Annotated in this window: 14 protein-coding genes; 3 read left to right on the top strand and 11 right to left on the bottom strand. The window is 66.7% G+C overall.

Translation table 11 applies throughout. The features are described 5' to 3' along the window. Positions 1 to 64 precede the first annotated feature (64 nt). Together aroC and CH339_RS15510 are read left to right on the top strand one after the other, a co-directional pair. Entirely contained in the window at positions 65 to 1,156 is a 1,092-nt protein-coding gene (aroC, locus tag CH339_RS15515; RefSeq protein ID WP_111435276.1) for a chorismate synthase, read from the top strand. Positions 1,157 to 1,389: 233 nt separating this feature from the next. Then, on the top strand, positions 1,390 to 2,718 hold the full coding sequence (locus tag CH339_RS15510) for a methyl-accepting chemotaxis protein (protein WP_170138541.1): 1,329 nt from the start codon (positions 1,390 to 1,392) through the stop codon (positions 2,716 to 2,718). 57 nt (positions 2,719 to 2,775) lie between these two features. Here CH339_RS15510 and CH339_RS15505 read toward each other — a convergent pair whose 3' ends face one another. The 7 genes from CH339_RS15505 to CH339_RS15475 all read right to left on the bottom strand — a co-directional run bounded on the left by CH339_RS15505 (position 2,776) and on the right by CH339_RS15475 (position 10,690). After that, entirely contained in the window at positions 2,776 to 3,843 is a 1,068-nt protein-coding gene (locus tag CH339_RS15505; protein ID WP_170138540.1) for a class I SAM-dependent methyltransferase, read from the bottom strand. A 108-nt stretch (positions 3,844 to 3,951) separates the two neighbouring features. Further along, positions 3,952 to 5,196, bottom strand: coding sequence for a class I SAM-dependent RNA methyltransferase (locus CH339_RS15500; RefSeq protein ID WP_111435273.1), 1,245 nt, complete (start codon positions 5,194 to 5,196; stop codon positions 3,952 to 3,954). Beyond that, entirely contained in the window at positions 5,196 to 5,942 is a 747-nt protein-coding gene (locus CH339_RS15495) for a TlyA family RNA methyltransferase (protein WP_111435272.1), read from the bottom strand. The genes CH339_RS15500 and CH339_RS15495 overlap by 1 nt, the downstream gene beginning before the upstream one ends. Before the next feature lie 23 nt (positions 5,943 to 5,965). Beyond that, positions 5,966 to 6,592 carry an SCO family protein gene (locus CH339_RS15490; RefSeq protein WP_111435271.1) on the bottom strand — a complete coding sequence of 209 codons (627 nt, stop codon included), beginning with the start codon at positions 6,590 to 6,592 and terminating at the stop codon, positions 5,966 to 5,968. A 154-nt stretch (positions 6,593 to 6,746) separates the two neighbouring features. Further along, positions 6,747 to 8,123, bottom strand: coding sequence for an MFS transporter (locus CH339_RS15485; RefSeq protein WP_146610198.1), 1,377 nt, complete (start codon positions 8,121 to 8,123; stop codon positions 6,747 to 6,749). Positions 8,124 to 8,425: 302 nt separating this feature from the next. Beyond that, positions 8,426 to 9,478 (bottom strand): 2Fe-2S iron-sulfur cluster-binding protein, encoded by a 1,053-nt coding sequence (locus tag CH339_RS15480; RefSeq protein ID WP_111435269.1) that lies wholly within the window; start codon positions 9,476 to 9,478, stop codon positions 8,426 to 8,428. A gap of 186 nt (positions 9,479 to 9,664) precedes the next feature. Next, a complete protein-coding gene (locus CH339_RS15475) occupies positions 9,665 to 10,690 on the bottom strand; it encodes a diiron oxygenase (protein ID WP_111435268.1) in 1,026 nt (341 codons plus the stop codon). A 300-nt stretch (positions 10,691 to 10,990) separates the two neighbouring features. Here CH339_RS15475 and CH339_RS15470 point away from each other — a divergent pair, with 300 nt between their 5' ends. Continuing rightward, positions 10,991 to 11,509, top strand: a complete 519-nt coding sequence (locus tag CH339_RS15470; protein WP_146610197.1) for a hypothetical protein — start codon at positions 10,991 to 10,993, stop codon at positions 11,507 to 11,509. 85 nt (positions 11,510 to 11,594) lie between these two features. Here CH339_RS15470 and CH339_RS15465 read toward each other — a convergent pair whose 3' ends face one another. From CH339_RS15465 to CH339_RS15450, 4 genes are all read right to left on the bottom strand, one after another. Next, positions 11,595 to 13,004, bottom strand: coding sequence for a peptidoglycan-binding domain-containing protein (locus tag CH339_RS15465; protein ID WP_111435266.1), 1,410 nt, complete (start codon positions 13,002 to 13,004; stop codon positions 11,595 to 11,597). A gap of 224 nt (positions 13,005 to 13,228) precedes the next feature. Beyond that, positions 13,229 to 15,148 carry a 1-deoxy-D-xylulose-5-phosphate synthase gene (gene dxs, locus CH339_RS15460; protein WP_111435265.1) on the bottom strand — a complete coding sequence of 640 codons (1,920 nt, stop codon included), beginning with the start codon at positions 15,146 to 15,148 and terminating at the stop codon, positions 13,229 to 13,231. Positions 15,149 to 15,286: 138 nt separating this feature from the next. Beyond that, on the bottom strand, positions 15,287 to 16,171 hold the full coding sequence (locus CH339_RS15455; RefSeq protein WP_245408154.1) for a pirin family protein: 885 nt from the start codon (positions 16,169 to 16,171) through the stop codon (positions 15,287 to 15,289). Between the two features lie 171 nt (positions 16,172 to 16,342). Beyond that, positions 16,343 to 16,612 (bottom strand): exodeoxyribonuclease VII small subunit, encoded by a 270-nt coding sequence (locus tag CH339_RS15450; RefSeq protein WP_276329883.1) that lies wholly within the window; start codon positions 16,610 to 16,612, stop codon positions 16,343 to 16,345. Positions 16,613 to 16,635: the final 23 nt, after the last annotated feature.

Here is a 16,635-nt window from a genome sequence, read left to right as displayed (position 1 = left end):
GAATTGACGCGGCCGCGTCTTCCCTCCTAAAAGACCGGTCACACGACTAAGCAGTTGATCGGCAATGTCCCACAACAGTTTCGGCCATCTTTTCCGCGTCACCACCTGGGGCGAGAGCCACGGGCCCGCCATCGGTTGCGTCGTCGACGGCTGCCCGCCGCTGATCCCGTTGAGCGAGGCCGACATCCAGGCCGATCTCGACCGCCGCAAGCCCGGCCAGTCGCGCTTCACCACCCAGCGCCGCGAGGCCGATGCGGTAAAGATCCTGTCCGGCGTCTTCGCCCATCCTGAGACGGGCGAACAGGTCACCACCGGCACGCCGATCTCGCTCCTGATCGAGAACACCGACCAGCGCTCCAAGGACTATTCCGACATCGCCGAGCGCTACCGCCCCGGCCATGCCGACATCACCTACGACGCCAAATACGGCATCCGCGACTATCGCGGCGGCGGCCGCTCCTCGGCCCGAGAGACGGCAATGCGGGTCGCTGCCGGAGCGATCGCCAGGAAGGTCGTCGAAGGCGTCACCATCCGCGGCGCCCTCGTCCAGATCGGCCCGCACAAGATCGACCGCGCGCGCTGGGACTGGGACGAGACCGCCAACAACCCGTTCTTCTGCCCCGACGCCAGGACCGCCGAGCTCTGGGCCGATTATCTCGACGGCATCCGCAAGGCCGGCTCCTCCGTCGGCGCCGTCGTCGAAATCGTCGCCGACGGCGTCCCCGCCGGCCTCGGCGCCCCGGTCTACGGCAAGCTCGACCAGGACCTTGCGTCTGCGCTGATGTCGATCAATGCGGTGAAGGGCGTTGAGATCGGCGCCGGCTTCGAGGCCGCCGCGCTGACCGGCGAGGAAAACGCCGACGAGATCCGCATCGGCGAGGGTGGCGCGCCGGACTACCTCTCCAACAAGGCCGGCGGCATCCTCGGCGGCATTTCAAATGGCCAGCCGGTCGTTGCCCGCTTCGCCGTCAAGCCGACCTCCTCGATCCTGACGCCGCGAAAGTCGATCACCCGCTCGGGCGAAGAGGTGGATGTCATGACCAAGGGCCGCCACGATCCCTGCGTCGGCATCCGCGCGGTCCCGGTGGGCGAAGCGATGGCCGCCATCGTCCTTGCCGACCACTTCCTGCGCCACCGCGGGCAGGTCGGTGCATAGCCCGACTGAACCCCTCAAGATTGTATGTCGCAGAAATACCCGGGGGCGGAAATCCCCCGGATATCTGCCAATTTACGCATTTCTACGGTTGGTCCGACGCGAGGCTGGAAACCCCCGCTTAACCTATAATTGTTAGGGGTTGTTCACCCAAGCCTCAACCTCCCGCATTCGGAGATGCCGCCATGCTGGAACTGTTTCGCCGGTCCCCGGACGCTGCGTCCGGAGCCGTTGCCATGGCCGCAATGCCGGACGATGACGCGCCGGACAAGGCGGACCTGATCCGGGTCCTCAACGATCTCACCCACGGCATCTTCAACACCGCGGATGCCCTGCCGGGCGACGTCGGCAGGACCGTGCGGCGGCTGGCGGAGTTTCTCGCCGACGACGCCCACGACGCCCTGGTGCGCACCGTCTCCTATTCGATGCAGGCGAGCGATGCCATGGCCGCGGTCTCGCGGCTGACCGGCGACATCCGCGACATCAACGCCAACAGCACAACCATGGCCGTTGCGATCGAGGAAATGGCGACCTCGACGGACCAGGTCGCCCAAAGCAGCAGCGACGCAGCCGCCGAGGCCGGCAAGGTCGAGGAAGGCGCGCAAGGGGCGATCGCGGAGGTCGAGCGCTCGGCGAGCGCCATGCGCGACATCAGCGACCAGGTCGGCTCCATGTCCGACCGGCTGCACGTGCTGGAACAGGCTGCCGAGCAGATCAACGAAATGACCCGGTCGATCGAGGAGATCTCCGACCAGACCAAGCTCCTTGCCCTGAACGCGACCATCGAGGCCGCGCGCGCCGGCGAGGCGGGCCGGGGCTTTGCGGTCGTCGCCTCGGAGGTCAAGGCGCTGTCGGAACAGACCTCCAAGACGACCGAGCAGATCCGCGCCCGCGTCGGCACCCTCAATGAGGAAATGACGGCGATGTCGAGCGCCGTGCAGCGCAGCGCCGACCTCGTCGGCGAAGGCGAGGGCACGGTCAACGCCGTCGGCGCCAGGATCCGCGAGATGAACGAGGAAGCCTCCGGCGTCGCCGTCCGCATGAGCGAGATCGCCAACGTCCTCGCCCAGCAGCGCGAGGCGACGGCGGAGATCGCCGGCAAGGTGACGAAGATCGCAGACCTCACCAACGTCGCCCGCGACCGGGCCGAACTGGTGATCTCGGCCGTGGGTGCCTCCGAAAAGCTGATCGAGGAACAGTTCGACCACCTGGAAAGCCACAACATCCCGAACTGCGTGCTCTACCGCGCCCAGTCGGACCATGTGCTGTGGAAGAAGCGGCTCGCCGAAATGCTGGTCGGCCGCACCAGCCTGAAGGCCGAGGAACTGTCGGAGCACCATTCCTGCCGGCTCGGCCGCTGGTACGACAAGGTCTCCGATCCCAAGCTCCTCGCCCACCCGTCCTTCCGCGCCCTGAAGGAGCCGCACAAGGCGGTCCACGGCCACGGCAAGGCAGCCGCCGCCGCCTGCGCCCGCGGCGACAAGGAAACCGCGATCGCCGAATACGAGCAGATGGATATGGAATCCCAGAAGGTCGTCAAGCTCTTGCGGGAGCTGACGGCGTAAGGCGCACACCGGCCCTTGCCGGAAAAACGCGGGCCGCGCTGGCGCGATCCCGCCGCCTTACGTCTTCCGCATCACCACGATCTTCGACAGAAACGCCGTCCAGCTCTTCTCGGCGACGAGCCCGTTCGCCTCGAAGGCGCCGAGGACGTCGTCGTCGAGATAGTGGGCGTAATAGGGCTCGTGGAAGAGGTGGGGGAAGTTCTCCAGCATGCCGTCATAGTCCGGCCGGTCGCCGCGCTGGAGCGAGTCGACGAAGATCAGCCGCCCGCCGGGCTTCAGCACCCGGGCGAATTCCCCGGCGACGATCCGGCGTACCTTCGCCGGCAGTTCGTGGAAGAGATAGATGTTGCTGACGCAATCGAGGCTGTCGTCGGCGAGCGGCAGGGCCTCCGCATTGGCAACGGCGAACCCGGTGTGCGAGGCGTCCTTCAGCCGGCGTCTGGCCGTCTTCAGATAGGGGTTTGAGAGGTCGATGCCGATCTTGGTAAGGCGCGGGAAGGCATGGGCGATATCGTTGAGGAAGGCGCCGGAGCCGCAGGCGATGTCGGCGAGCACCAGATGGCGCTGGTCGGCCTCGCGCACCATTTCGGCAATCGGCAGCAGCGCCTGCCGGCGCATGGCCCCGGCCGCGCCGCGGAACAGCACCTCGACCTGGAAATCGTAGAGCTCGGCGGATTCCTCCGACAGCCAGCCGCCGGACTGGTAATGGAAGTTCTGCAGGTAGTAACGCGGCATCGCGTTCTTGCGGGTGGTGGTGAAGACTTCCTGGTGGGATTTTTCCACCTGCCGCCGGTGCACCTTCGGAAGATCGGCGAAATAGCGCCGGCTGAGCGCGAGGAGCCTGGGCAGGCTGTCGGCGTCCTCCGGGACCGGATAAAAGCCCCTTTCGACATTTTTCATGTCGCGGCGCAGCAGCTCGGTGATGTCGGCGAACACCTGGTCGCGGTTCGGCACCGGCCCCGTGGGCTTCGGCGCCTTCGGCCTGGCGTCCCCTGCCTTCTTGTCGAGCCGCGCGATCACCCGCCGGGCGGCTGCTTCCTGCGCGCCGTACCAGGCGAGGCGCGCGCCCTGTCCGATGGCGTATTGGGTGCGCAGAATCAGGCGTTCGACCGGGCTTGTCTCCATTCGCAACATTCCTTTTTTCGCTCGCGGCCAAAGGCCTCCGCGGGGGCGGCCTGACCGGCCGGCGCGCGGTCGCGCTTGCGACCTTCGGTCGGTTTTGGCGCGCTCCGCTCAGCCTTTGGTCAGCGTTGCAACCACCTCTATATGGGGCGACCAAAGGAACTGGTCCACCGGCTGCACGCTCGTGAGCCGATAGCCGCCGTCAACGAGGAGCTTGAGGTCGCGGGCGAGCGTTGCCGGATTGCAGGAGACGGCGATGACGGTCGGCACCTTGGAGGAGGCGAGTGCTGCGGCCTGGTCCTTGGCGCCGGCGCGCGGCGGATCGAAGACGACGGCCTCGGTCTTCTTCAACTCCTTGGCCATCAGCGGCCGGCGGAAGAGGTCGCGGCGTTCCGCGGCAATCGGCTTGATGCCGCTGCCGTGCCGTGCGGCCGTACGAAGCGCCTCAACGGCCGCCGCGTCGCCCTCGAAGGCATCGACCGCATGGCTGCGTGCAAGGCGGAAGGTGAAGGTGCCGACGCCGGAAAAGAGTTCCGTGACCCTTTTGGTGCGGGCAAGCGCAGGTGCGATGGCCGCAAAGAGGCTCGCTTCGGCGGCGGCGCTCGCCTGGGTAAAGCCGCCGGGCACCGGCAGCGCCTTGGTGCCGGCCATGTCCAGCACCGGCGGGCGGGTCTGAAGGATCGTTTCGTCGCCGATCGAGAGCCGCGCGTGGTCGGCGTCCACCGTGTGCCGGACCAGTTGCTGGCGCAGATCGTCCGAGAGCTTGGCCGTCTCGGCGAGGTGGATGTCGAGGCCGTTGTCGGCGGCAAGGACGGTCATGCGCAAGGTGCCACGCCGCGGCGCGGCAATGGCCGCAAGGCGCTGAAGGCGGGGCAGGGCGGCGACGATCTCCGGCACCAGAACCGGGCATTCGGAAATCGGCACCACCTGATGCGACTTCACGGCGTGGTAGCCGAGGACGACGGCGTTGGCCGTCCTCACCGCGGAAAGCACCGCCCGGCGCCGGGTCTCGGGCGCGATCGGCGCCGTGGCGGCAATAGGCGCCTGAAGGCCGCGCGCCTTCAGCGCTTCGACGACGAGGTCGCGCTTGAAGGAAAGGTAAGGCTCGGGCGCCAGGTGCTGCAGGGCGCAGCCGCCGCAGGTGCCGAAATGGCGGCACGCCGGCTCCCGCCGGTTGGCCGATGGCTCCACCACCTCCAGAAGCTCCGCGCGGTCGTCCTCGATCCGCGCGCGGACGGTCTCCCCGGCAAGGGCGTAGGGCACGTAGACCGGCGCGCCGTCCAGCGTCGCGACGCCGTCGCCGCGATGGCCGAGCTGGTCGATGGTCAGCGTCTCGATACGGTCGGCGAGCGACATCAGGCGGCATCCTTGATGGCGCCGGCAACCGTTTCGCGGTTGCCGTCGGCGCCGGAAATGGGCGAGGCAACGGTGCCGACGACGCGCCAGCCGGGCCGGGCCCCGATCCAGTCGAGAACGCCGGCAACGGAGGCTTCCGCGACGCCCGCGTCGCGGACGATGCCGCCCTTGCCGATATGCTCCCGGCCGACCTCGAATTGCGGCTTGATCAGAAAGACGCCGAAGGCGCCGGGTGCGGCCAAATCCAGCGCCGGGCCGAGGGCCAGCTTCAGGGAGATGAAGCTGACGTCGGAGACGATGGCTTCCGGCGGGTCCGGAAGGTCCTCGGCCTTGAGGTCACGCGCATTGAGCCCCTCGCGGGCCAGCACCCGTTCGTCGGCCCTGAGCCGGTCGTGCAGTTGCCCATGGCCGACGTCGAGGGCGGTGACGCCCCGTGCGCCGCGCTCCAGCAGCACCTGCGTGAAGCCGCCGGTCGAGGCGCCGATATCGAGGCAGGAAAGGCCGGCGGGATCGAACCCGAAGGCATCCAGTCCGGCGATCAGCTTCAGCGCCGCCCGCGAGACATAGCCGGCCGCCGGATCGTCGATGGCGATCGCACACGTCTCGGAGACGAGCGCGCCGGGCTTTTCGACCACCGTGCCGTCGACGGTGACCGTGCCGCGCAGGATGGCGTCGCGGGCCCGCGCCCGGCTGTCGGCGAGCTTCAGGGCGACGAGACGCTGGTCGAGGCGCTGGCGGTCGGTCATGGCGACAAGGGCGGGGGCGGCGGTCAGCTTTCGGACCGTTCGATCAGCTTGCGCAGCTTGGCGAGCGCCTTGTCCTTTTCCGCCTGGTAGGTGATGGCGCCGACGAAGCGGCCCTTGCCGTCCATCAGATAGACCGAGGCGGTATGGTCCATGGTGTAGTCGCCGTCGTCGAGCGGGATCTTCTTGCGGTAGACCCGGAATTCGTCGAGCACCGGATCGAGCTCTTCCGGGGTGCCGGTGAGGCCGATGATGCGGGTGTCGAAGGCGGAGATGAATTCCTTCAGCTTTTCCGGCGTGTCCCGCTCCGGATCGACGGTGACGTAGATGAAGGCGATCTTGTCGGCGTCGGGCCCGAGCGCGTCCATCCAGCCGTCGATCTCGGACATCGTCGTCGGGCAGACGTCCGGGCAATAGGTGAAGCCGAAGAACATCGCCCGCGGCTTGCCGGCGAAATCGGTGTTGGACACCTTGTTGCCGTTGGTATCGGTCAGCGTGAACGGGCCGCCGATCTCCGTCACCGGGGTACCGAGGTCGTCGCTCTTTTGCGCGAACTCCACCCGGTACCAGCCGATGCCGACGGCGACCGCACCGATCGCGGCACCGGCGACCAGGATCCAGAGGGCGATACGCAGGACACCGAGGCTTTTCATGATTGACGTCTCGCGGGGGATTGGGGATGTCCAGTGATGCCGCACCGGACGCACCGGACGCAAGACCCGAATGGGTCGCGCGACGAAATACGCAATCCATCTGCCGGAAATATCGGCCGCGCGGGGAAGGCGCGGGCCGGGGAAGGGGCGGCGCTCAGCGCGTCACGCCGTCGCCGGCCGCCGCAGCGACCTCCCGCTCCCGCACCTGCCGCGCCGATTCTTCTTCCTCTTCGGGCGCGTCCGGATTGGCATCGTCGAGGGAGGCCTCGAAGAAGACCTCCTCCGGAATGACGACATCCGGGTCTTCGGCGTCCAGCGGTTCCGGCGTGATGACGCCGCCGACCGGCGCCGTCGAGCCGAGATCCCAATCCGTCTTGTCCTCTTCCGTCGGCGCGTCATGGATGCGCACGCGGTAGATGATGTAGGCGAGCAGCACCGCTTCGGTGATGCCGATCATGACGAAGAGCTGCTCCGGGCCGGCCGCCCGCATCATCATGGACGCACAGAACGGGCCGACGATCGAGCCGATGCCGAAGGCCAGCAGCATGCCCGACGAGGTCTCCACATGGCCGTCCGGTTCGACATAGTCGAAGGCGTGGGCCACCGCGATGGCATAGGCCGGCTGGCTGAAGATGCCGAACAGGCCACCGAGCAGGATGATCGTCAATGGCGGCAGGGTGGTGGCGAACACCAGCACGCCGCAGACGACGATGGTGCCGGCACAGGTCGCGCCGAGCACGATACGCCGGTCGATGCGGTCCGAGATGCGCCCGAACGGCCACTGCCCGAGGCCGCCGCCGACCAGGATGGCGGCGACGAAGAACGCCGCCTGGTCGGGCGTCAGGCCGATGCGGGTGGCGAACACGGTGGCCAGCGTCCAGGACGAGCCGATGGCAAAGCCGATGAGGATGCAGCCGACGATCGCCGTCGGCGAGTTCTGGTAGAGGAGCCGCGGCCGGAAGCGCACCAGCGTGATCGGCGCCGGCTGCTGCGAGCGCGTCAGCGCCACCGGCACGACGGCGAGCGAGACGAACATGGAGGCGATGATGAAGGGCACGAACAGGTTGTCGCCGAAGATCGTCGTCATCACCTGGCCGGCCGAGATGGCGGCGTAGTTCACCACGACGTAGATCGACATGACCATGCCGCGGGTGGTGTTGGTGGCGCGCTCGTTGAGCCAGCTTTCCACGATCATGTAGAAGCCGGCAACACCGAAACCGGAGACGGCGCGGGCCAGCGTCCAGGTCACCGGATCGACCAGCAGCGGGTGGATCAGCGCCGCCGCCGAGGCGATCGAGACGATGGCGGCGAAGGCCCTGATGTGTCCCGCCCGCATGATGGCGAAGGGGACCAGCAGGCAGCCGGCGACGAAGCCCGCGAAATAGCCCGAGGACATCAGGCCGATGGCGACGTCGCCGAAATGCGCCTGTTCCGCGCGGATCGGCAGCAGCGTCGATTGCAGGCCGTGTCCGACCAGCATGGCGGCGACGGCAAACAGCAATGCGGAAATCGGAGCGATGAGCGTTGCCATGGCAAACTCCAAACCCGTTCGGAACAGTCAAAAAGCCGGTACGGAAACGACGCGCGTCAATGCCGGCATTGGGTCGGTTGGAACGCTCAGAACTTTTCCTGAAGCGGCCTCTGGCACGAAATGCAGGCGCGGTCAATCGCGCTCGCAGCGTGCCCGGTCACAATCCTGCAAAGCTATGAAAGATTAGTGAAAATCATGGTTGCGCGTGTATACCGACTCGCGCAAAAAGGGCACCGCCGCCCGTCGTGGCCGGCGCAATCTGTCAGGTGATTTGCGGCAAGGGCCGGATCAGGCGCTGCCCATCAGCCGTTCCCCATCAATCGCTCCGAAGGCGGCTCGGTGGCAACGTTCTGGCCGACGAAGCCTTCGGTGTGGATGAGGTCGTCCTTTGCGCCGAGGCGCTTTGCCACCGCCGTGCACTCGTCGACGAATTCCGGGCTGCCGGCGATATAGACGCTGTAGCCGGAAAGGTCCTGGTAGAGGTCCGGCAGAAGTTCCGGAATCCGGCCCGAAAGGTCCGGTCCCGTCTCGCGCGTCAGTGTCGTGCGAAACCGGAAATTGCGGTATTTGGCTTCCAGGAATTTCAGAAGGCCCGTCTCGTAGAGGTCGGCTTGCGTGCGGGCGGAGAACAGTACCGTCGCCGGGTATTTGAAGCCGCCGCGGGTCAGCGCCGCCGTCGCCAGCGACAGGATCGGGGCAAGGCCCGAGCCGGCGGCAAGGCACAGCACCGGGGTCTTGGCCGACGGATCACCGATGAAGGTGCCGTAGGGGCCGGAGAGGCGAACCTTGTCGCCGATCTTCAGCGTGTCGTGGATCCACAGGCTCGTGGTGCCTTCGTCGATGCGGGTGACGTGCAGCGTGATCTCGCCGTCCGGCTGCGGCGGGTTGGCGATGGAATAGCAGCGGGTGGGCACACCGTTGCGCTCGTCGCCGAGGGTGACGTACTGGCCCGGCCAGTAGCGCATGGGGGACCCGATGGGCCGCAAGCGGATTTCCAGGATGCTCGGGGTGCGCGGGACGCGGTCGGTGAGCACGTAGAACATGTTCTCGGCGGGCGGGAACAGCTTCGGCTGGGCGTCCTCCGTGCCCCATTCGATCTCCAGCACATCGGAGATCGGCTTGGCCATGCACATCAGCCCGAAGCCGGCCTCCCGGTCCTCCGGCGACAGCGCCATGTCGAGAACCATGCCCTGGTCGAACTCGCCGGAGCGCACCTTGACCTTGCATTCGCCGCAGGCCCCGGCGCGGCAATTGTTCGGCAGCGCATAGCCGGTGCGCTCCAGCGCCGCCAGAACGGTGTCGCCGGGAAGGGATTCCACTTCCTGACCGGAGGGGAACATGCGGATCGTCGCCATCGGCGCGCCTCCCGTCTTTTTTGTTTGTTTTCTCGTTGCCGATCCTGCCACGCCAAAGAGGTCTTACCAAGCGCGCGGTCACCAAGCGGGAGGGATCGAGGACAAAGCACCGGGCAACCGGTCAGGCCGCCCGGCGGCAGGGCAACCACGGCGACGGTCGCCGTGGCGTGTCCCGTTGCAGAAAAATCAAAAGACCGGGATGATCTCGTCCATGTCGACGTCGGTGATCTCGCGGCCGGTGATGCCGACTTCCGGGATCGCCGGGAATTCCGTGTCGTACTTGTCGAGGACGCCCTTCAGGTTGAGCATCGCCCGCTTCCAGTTTTCCTTCTTTTCCTCATAGGTCGGAATGCCGAAGCCGGCGGCGCGGGAGATCTCCTCCGCCTCGCGCTGGGTGGCGATGAAGTCGGACGGGATGTCCCAGAACTCCTCCGGCGGCTCGAACAGGACCGCGGATAGGAACAGGTAGCCGGCGCGGATCTGCTTGGTGATGATCGGCTTTTCGTCCTCGGTGAGGTTCGGGTAGTCGCGCTCCATCAGCGACATGCAGATCGCCATGTGCCGGCCCTCGTCGCGGCCGATATTCTTGAACGCCTCCTGGAACACCGGCTCCGAGCAGCCCTTGGCCATCTGGTGGAAGATGGTGGCAGCAGCAATCTCGCCCATCAGGAAGGAGGAGAAGAGAACGGCGAGCGAATATTTCGGCACCGCCTTCTTATAGCCGTTCCAGTAGCGTCCGCCGTTGAAATAGAGCCACTTGGCGTTGCGCTGCAGGCGCCGGCCGAGATCGGTCTTCGGCTCGTAGGAGATGGCGTCCGGATGGTCGAGCAGCTTGGTGATGGCTAGGCCGCACATCTGCTCGTGGTTCTGCTCGTCGCGGGTGACGGAGAAGAAGCAGCGGCGGACCGGGTCCTCCTCGTGCTCCTCGTAGCACTTGATCAGCGCCTCGGCGAAGACCGGCGGCGCGGAGGCGTCAAAGACGGACAGGATCGTCCACCAATAGGCGATCGCCTCGCGCTCCTCCCACGAATAGCGCTCCGGGTCGAAGGTGTCCCAGGACAGTTTCTTGGGGTCCCACTGCTCGCGCTGCGAGGCGTCCCAGATCTCTTCCATCTTCTGGGTCTTTCTCTCCCAGGTCAGCGGATAGATGTTGGGCTGGTCCGTCTCCGGCGGAAATTCCATCTTGTCGGCGAAGCGTTCTCTCTCGGCCATTTTCGGCTCCTGTCCTTGGGGTCGTTTCGGCGCCTTTTTGAAAAAGGCGCTCCCGGTTTCGTTGTTGTTTCCGGCGCGTCTGCGGCGCGGGTTTCTTGCGGCAACTGGTCGCAGCCTGTGGTGGGTCGGAACATATGTTACGGAAAAATGCATTTCAATCGGAATTTGGTTACATCTCGTATAAATTAACTGTCCGAGCCATTCGATCGGCCTATAGCAGGCGCTGAGAAATCGTAATGGCGGCGTCGCGCAATTCGTGTAATCTCGCGCCATCCAATTGTTTTTCGGGAGAAAATCGCCGTGCGTGTGATTCTGACCGCCATCGCCTTTCTGGCTGCCTCGCTCACGGGGGCCGCCAGCGCCGACTATTTCTGGGTCAGTTCAAAGACCGATACCGGGGCGTCCGCCGGCCTCGTCGGTTGCCGCGAATGCGACGACATCGCCCTCTGGCTCGACTGCGACCGCGCCACCCAGACGGTGCGCATCTCGCTGTTCTCCAGCCACCTCGCCGAGCCGCCGACCAAGCCGCGGCAGATGCAGGCGACCTTCTTCGTCGACGATCTCAAGCTGCGCCGTGCGGCCGGGATCGTGCGCGACGAGATGAACGCGGCCTGGCTGCCGGTCGTCACCATCAACCGCTTCGATCCGGTGCTGCGCCGCCTCGTCAAGGGAACCTCGCTGGCCATCGAGATCGACGGCAAGCGCTCCGAGCATTCGCTTCAGGGCGCCGAGGAGCACCTCGCCAAGATGCGCAGGCAGTGCGCCCGGCCGCTGGTGTCTCAGCCGGACGGCGGGCCGGGCGGCACCACGAAGTTCTGAACGATAGAAATCAGAAAGGCTGGGCGACCGGGTCGCTCCGCCTTTTCTTTTAGCCTGTCAAAGACCGCGGTCAGAGATCCGTTGGTCAGTTGCCGGCGATCTCCCGCAACGTGTCGGAGAGCGCCGTGCCGTCGGTGACGATGTCGTCGATCAGCCAGGAATCGTCCAGGGTGACGAGGGTGTAGACCAGTTCGTGGGTCTTGGACTCGCCGCCGAGCGTGTTGGTGAACCGGACCGTCACCGTGGCGGTCTCGCCGTCGATCTCAGGATCGGAAATCGACAGATCGGTGATGTTGTAGTCCTGGCCCGGGACGATCGGGTTGAAGTCGAGTTCTTCGGTGCCGGACTTTTCCTTCATCGCCGCCTCGGCTGCCTCGACCAGCTCCAGTATCCGGTCGGAGAAGTACCAGAGCCGGCGGTTCTTCGCCCACACCCCGACATCGGGATCGGGCAGCGTATAGATGTCGGCAATCAGCGCGCGCGGGCCGTCGCCTGCCGCATCGGCGGTGGCGGCTTCCGGCTCGTCGGCAGCGGCCTCTTCGGACGCTTCGACGGTCTCGGCGATGGCGTCCCGCTGTTCGGCGCCCTCGTCCGCGCCTTCGGCGTTCTCAGCCCCGGCGTTCCCAGCTTCGGCGTTTTCGGCCTCCTCGGCCTTACGCCTTGCCTCGGCCGCCTCGGCGAGGATGTCGCGCGGCTTGGTCTGGCGGGGGGCGGTCGCCTCGGGCGCGTCGCTCTCGTCCGCCTCGGCCGATGCCTGGTCGCTCGGGGTGTCGTCGGCGACGGCCTCGTCGTCGCTTGCGTCCTCGGGCATGTCGGCCATCTCCTCGTCCGCCGCGTCGTCGACGGAGTCGTCCGGTTCGGGGGCCGCGGCGACGTCCGGCTTGGGCGGCTTCGGCTTTGCCGCCGGTGCGGTCGGCGCCAGGTCGTCGCTTATGGGGGCCCTTGCCCGTTCGCTGCGCGGCGCGGTGCGCGGCTCGGTCCGCGGTTTTTGCCGGGCGATGCCCCGGCGCTGCTCGGCGCGGGCCGCGGCCAGTTCGCGATGGAGGCGCCTTGTGATGCCGCCGGTGCCGCGAATGCCCCGGTCGGCGAGGAACTGGCGGATGGTCTCCGCGGTCTGCTCGCCATAGAGCCCGTCGACCGGTCCCGGATCGTAGCCGAGTTCGGTAAGCTGGCGCTGCACGGAGCGCACCTGCGGCCGGTCCGGCCCCTCACGGACGACGGGCGCGGGCGGCACCACGGGGTCCGGCGCACGGCGGATCGCCGGGCCGGGCCCGGAGCCCAGGCAGCGCCGCGAGACGCAGCGCCGGTAGCCGGGATGGTTGATGCTGCCGAAATCATCGAGGCAGGTTCGGGCGCAGCGTTGCACGTCGCCGCGCTGGGCCGCGGCCGGCGTCGCCAGCAAGGACGGCAACAGGGCGGCCAGAGCCAGCGCGAAAAACGCCGCCGGAAGGCGGTAGAAGCCTCGGGTTTCTGCTGAAGTCGCCGAAACGGTCATGAAATCTCCCCGCAAAGAGGTAACGCCCCGCCGCCGCGTTAGTAGCCGCGGCGTGCGGCGCAAAAAGGGCCACGTTCGGAAAAACCGACTGTAATGCGTGTCCCCCACAAGTGGGAACCGGTATTGGGAAAAAGGCACGGGGAAAAACGTAGCGCCAAAGCACCGCGCGTCCGTCCGATCGGACGCGCCATGCCGGGGTCATGTCGCGATGGGGCCGAAACGCCTCAGGCGCGCCGGAAGTCGGAGACCGTCTGGTGGCCGAGCGCTTCGAAGACCTTGGAGACGATGCCCTTGGCGTCGAGCCCGACCTCGCCGTAGATCGCCTCGGTGTTGCCGTGGTCGAGGAAGGCGTCGGGCAGGTGCAGCGAGCGCACCTTGAGGCTGTTCTCCAGGAGCCCGTCATCGGCGAGGAAGTCGAAGACCTGGGCGGAAAAGCCGCCGACGGAGCCTTCTTCGACGATGATCAGAACCTCGTGATTGCCGGCGAGCCGGCTGACCAGGTCGCGGTCGAGCGGCTTGGCGAAGCGGGCATCGGCAACCGTCGTGGAAAGGCCGGCCGCGTCCAGCTCGTCGGCGGCCATCAGGCACTGGCCGAGCCTGGCGCCGATCGACAGCAGCGCCACCTTGGAGCCCTTGCGCAGCACCCGGCCGCGGCCGATTTCCAGGACCTCGCCCTTTTCCGGCATTTCCACGCCGCGGCCCTCGCCGCGCGGATAACGAAAGGCGATCGGGCCGTCATTGTAGGCGGCGGCGGTCGCCACCATGTGGACGAGATCCGCCTCGTCGGCGGCCGCCATGACGACCATGTTCGGCAGGCAGGAGAGATAGGCAAGGTCAAACGCGCCGGCATGGGTGGCGCCGTCGGCGCCGACGATCCCGGCCCGGTCGATGGCAAAGCGCACCGGCAGGCCCTGGATGGCGACGTCGTGCACCACCTGGTCGTAGGCGCGCTGCAGGAAGGTGGAATAGATCGCGCAGAACGGCTTCAGCCCTTCCGCGGCAAGGCCGGCGGAGAAGGTGACGGCGTGCTGTTCGGCGATGCCAACGTCGAAGAACCGCTTCGGGAACTTTTCCGCAAACTTGTCGAGGCCGGTGCCGGCGGGCATCGCCGCGGTCACAGTGACGATCTTGTCGTCCGTTTCGGCCTCTTTGGCGATCGCTTCGGCGAACACCTTGGTGTAGGAGGGCGCCTTGCCGGACGATTTCACCTGGGCGCCGGTGACCACGTCGAACTTGGCGACGCCGTGATACTTGTCGGTGGAACGCTCGGCCGGCTCGTAGCCCTTGCCCTTCTGGGTGACGACATGGACCAGGATCGGCCCGTCCTTGACGTCGCGCACGTTCTTCAGCACCGGCAGAAGATGGTCGAGATTGTGGCCGTCGATCGGGCCGACATAGTAAAAGCCCAGCTCCTCAAAGAGGGTGCCGCCCGTCCACATGCCGCGGGCGTATTCTTCGGCCCGTGAGACCGGCTCGTGGAAGATCTTCGGCATCCGCCTGAGCAGTTGTTTGCCCATGTCGCGGAGCTGCAGGAAGGTGCGGCTCGACACCAGCCGGGCGAGATAGGAACTCATGGCGCCGACCGGCGGGGCGATCGACATCTCGTTGTCGTTGAGGATGACGATCAGCCGCGATTCCTGCGCGCCGGCATTGTTCATCGCCTCATAGGCCATGCCCGCCGACATCGAGCCGTCGCCGATGACAGCGATGACGTTGTTCTCACTGCCGGCAAGGTCGCGCGCGACGGCAAAGCCGAGGCCGGCGGAAATCGAAGTCGAGGAATGGCCGGCGCCGAACGGGTCGTAGCCGGATTCCTTGCGCTTGGTGAAGCCGGACAGGCCGCCACCCTGGCGCAGGGTGCGGATACGGTCGCGTCGCTCCGTCAGGATCTTGTGCGGATAGCACTGGTGGCCGACATCCCAGATCAACCGGTCCTGGGGCGTATCGAAGATGTAATGCAGCGCGACGGTGAGCTCCACGACGCCGAGGCCGGCGCCGAGATGGCCGCCGGTGACCGATACGGTGTCGATCACCTCCTCGCGCAGCTCATCGGCGAGCTGCCGCAACTGGGCGGGGTCGAGCTTCCTGAGGTCGGCGGGGCTGCTCACCTGATCGAGCAGCGGGGTGTTCGGTTTGTCTGTCACGTCCGTATCGCACTGTCAGAATTCGGAAAACACCATGCCTTATAGCAAGGCCACAAGAACCGTAAACGTGTCAAGGAAAATTGACACATAAGGCTCCGCGGCCAATTGCGGCAGGCGATCTGTCAACAAGTATAGACACTATTGCTCCGGCAACGGGATGAACTCGCTCTCGTCGCCGGCAACCAGCGGGAACCGGCCGGCCTTCCAGTCGGCCTTGGCGTCCTCGATCCGTTCCTTGGAAGAGGAGACGAAATTCCACCAGATGTGGCGCGGCCCGTCGGCCGTCGGCCCGCCGAGGAGGGCGACCCGGGACGCCTCTTCGGCCTTCACCGTGGTGGCATGGCCGGGCGCCAGCACCGCCAGCTCGCCGGCCGAAAAGGTGCTGCCGGCAAGGACGATGCGCCCGGACAGCACATAGACGGCGCGCTCCTCGTGGTCGGCATCGATCGGCGCTTCGGCCCCGGCATCGAGCGCGATGTCGGCAAAGACGAGGTCGGCGACCGTCTCCACCTCCGAGGTCGCGCCCCACAGCGTGCCGGCGACGACGGTCACGTCGATGCCGTTGCCGACGACGGTTGCGACCTCATCGTTTGAATAGTGGACGAAGGACGGGTCCGTCTCCTCGCGATCCTTCGGCAGCGCCACCCAGAACTGCAGGCCGAAGAGATCGTGGGCGTCGGCCCGCGCATCCTCCGGCGAGCGCTCCGAATGGGCGATGCCGCGGCCCGCCGTCATCCAGTTGACCTCGCCGGGCCGGATCACCTGGGCATGGCCCTGGGAGTCCCGGTGCATGAGCGCGCCGGAATAGAGATAGGTGAGGGTGGAGAGCCCGATATGGGGGTGCGGGCGCACGTCGATGCCGGTGCCGGTCAGGAACTCGGCCGGGCCGATCTGGTCGAGGAAGATGAACGGCCCGACCATGCGCCGGCGCGCCGAGGGCAGCACCCGCGCCACCTCGAAGCCGCCGAGATCGCGCGTGCGCGCCGCGATCACCGTATCGATGGCCGGATTGTCGGCGCTCACGCGCCGGTCCCCAGATTGTCGGCGCTCATGCGCCGATCCAGTGACTGGACGCTGCAAAGCCGGGCATTGGCGGGCGGAACATGGGCAAGCTCCCGAAAGACTGCAGTCCGGGAAGATGGGGCGTTCGCGCCGGCTTGCCAGTGCGTTTCGGCAATCGGTGCGTTTTCGCGGCTATTCCACGTCGAGCGGTTCGGTGCCGACCGGATTGCCGTCGCCGTCGGTGCGGATCTTTTCCACCTTGGCCTCGGCCGCCTTCAGCAGCGCGTCGCAGTGCTTCTTCAGCGCTTCGCCGCGCTCGTAGATGGCGATGGACTCGGCAAGCGGAACGTCGCCGCGCTCCAGCTTTTCGACGATGGTCTCAAGCTCCGCCAGCGCCTTCTCGAAGCTCATGGCGGCAATGTCGGCCCCGGCTTCCGCTCCGCTCGCGCTTTTGTCGGCCACTCCGGCGATCCCTTCGTTGATGA

Origin of the sequence: Rhodobium orientis, from assembly GCF_003258835.1 — a bacterium.
GTDB classification, from domain to species: Bacteria; Pseudomonadota; Alphaproteobacteria; order Rhizobiales; family Rhodobiaceae; genus Rhodobium; species Rhodobium orientis.
This window is presented reverse-complemented; position numbering and strand designations above follow the sequence as displayed.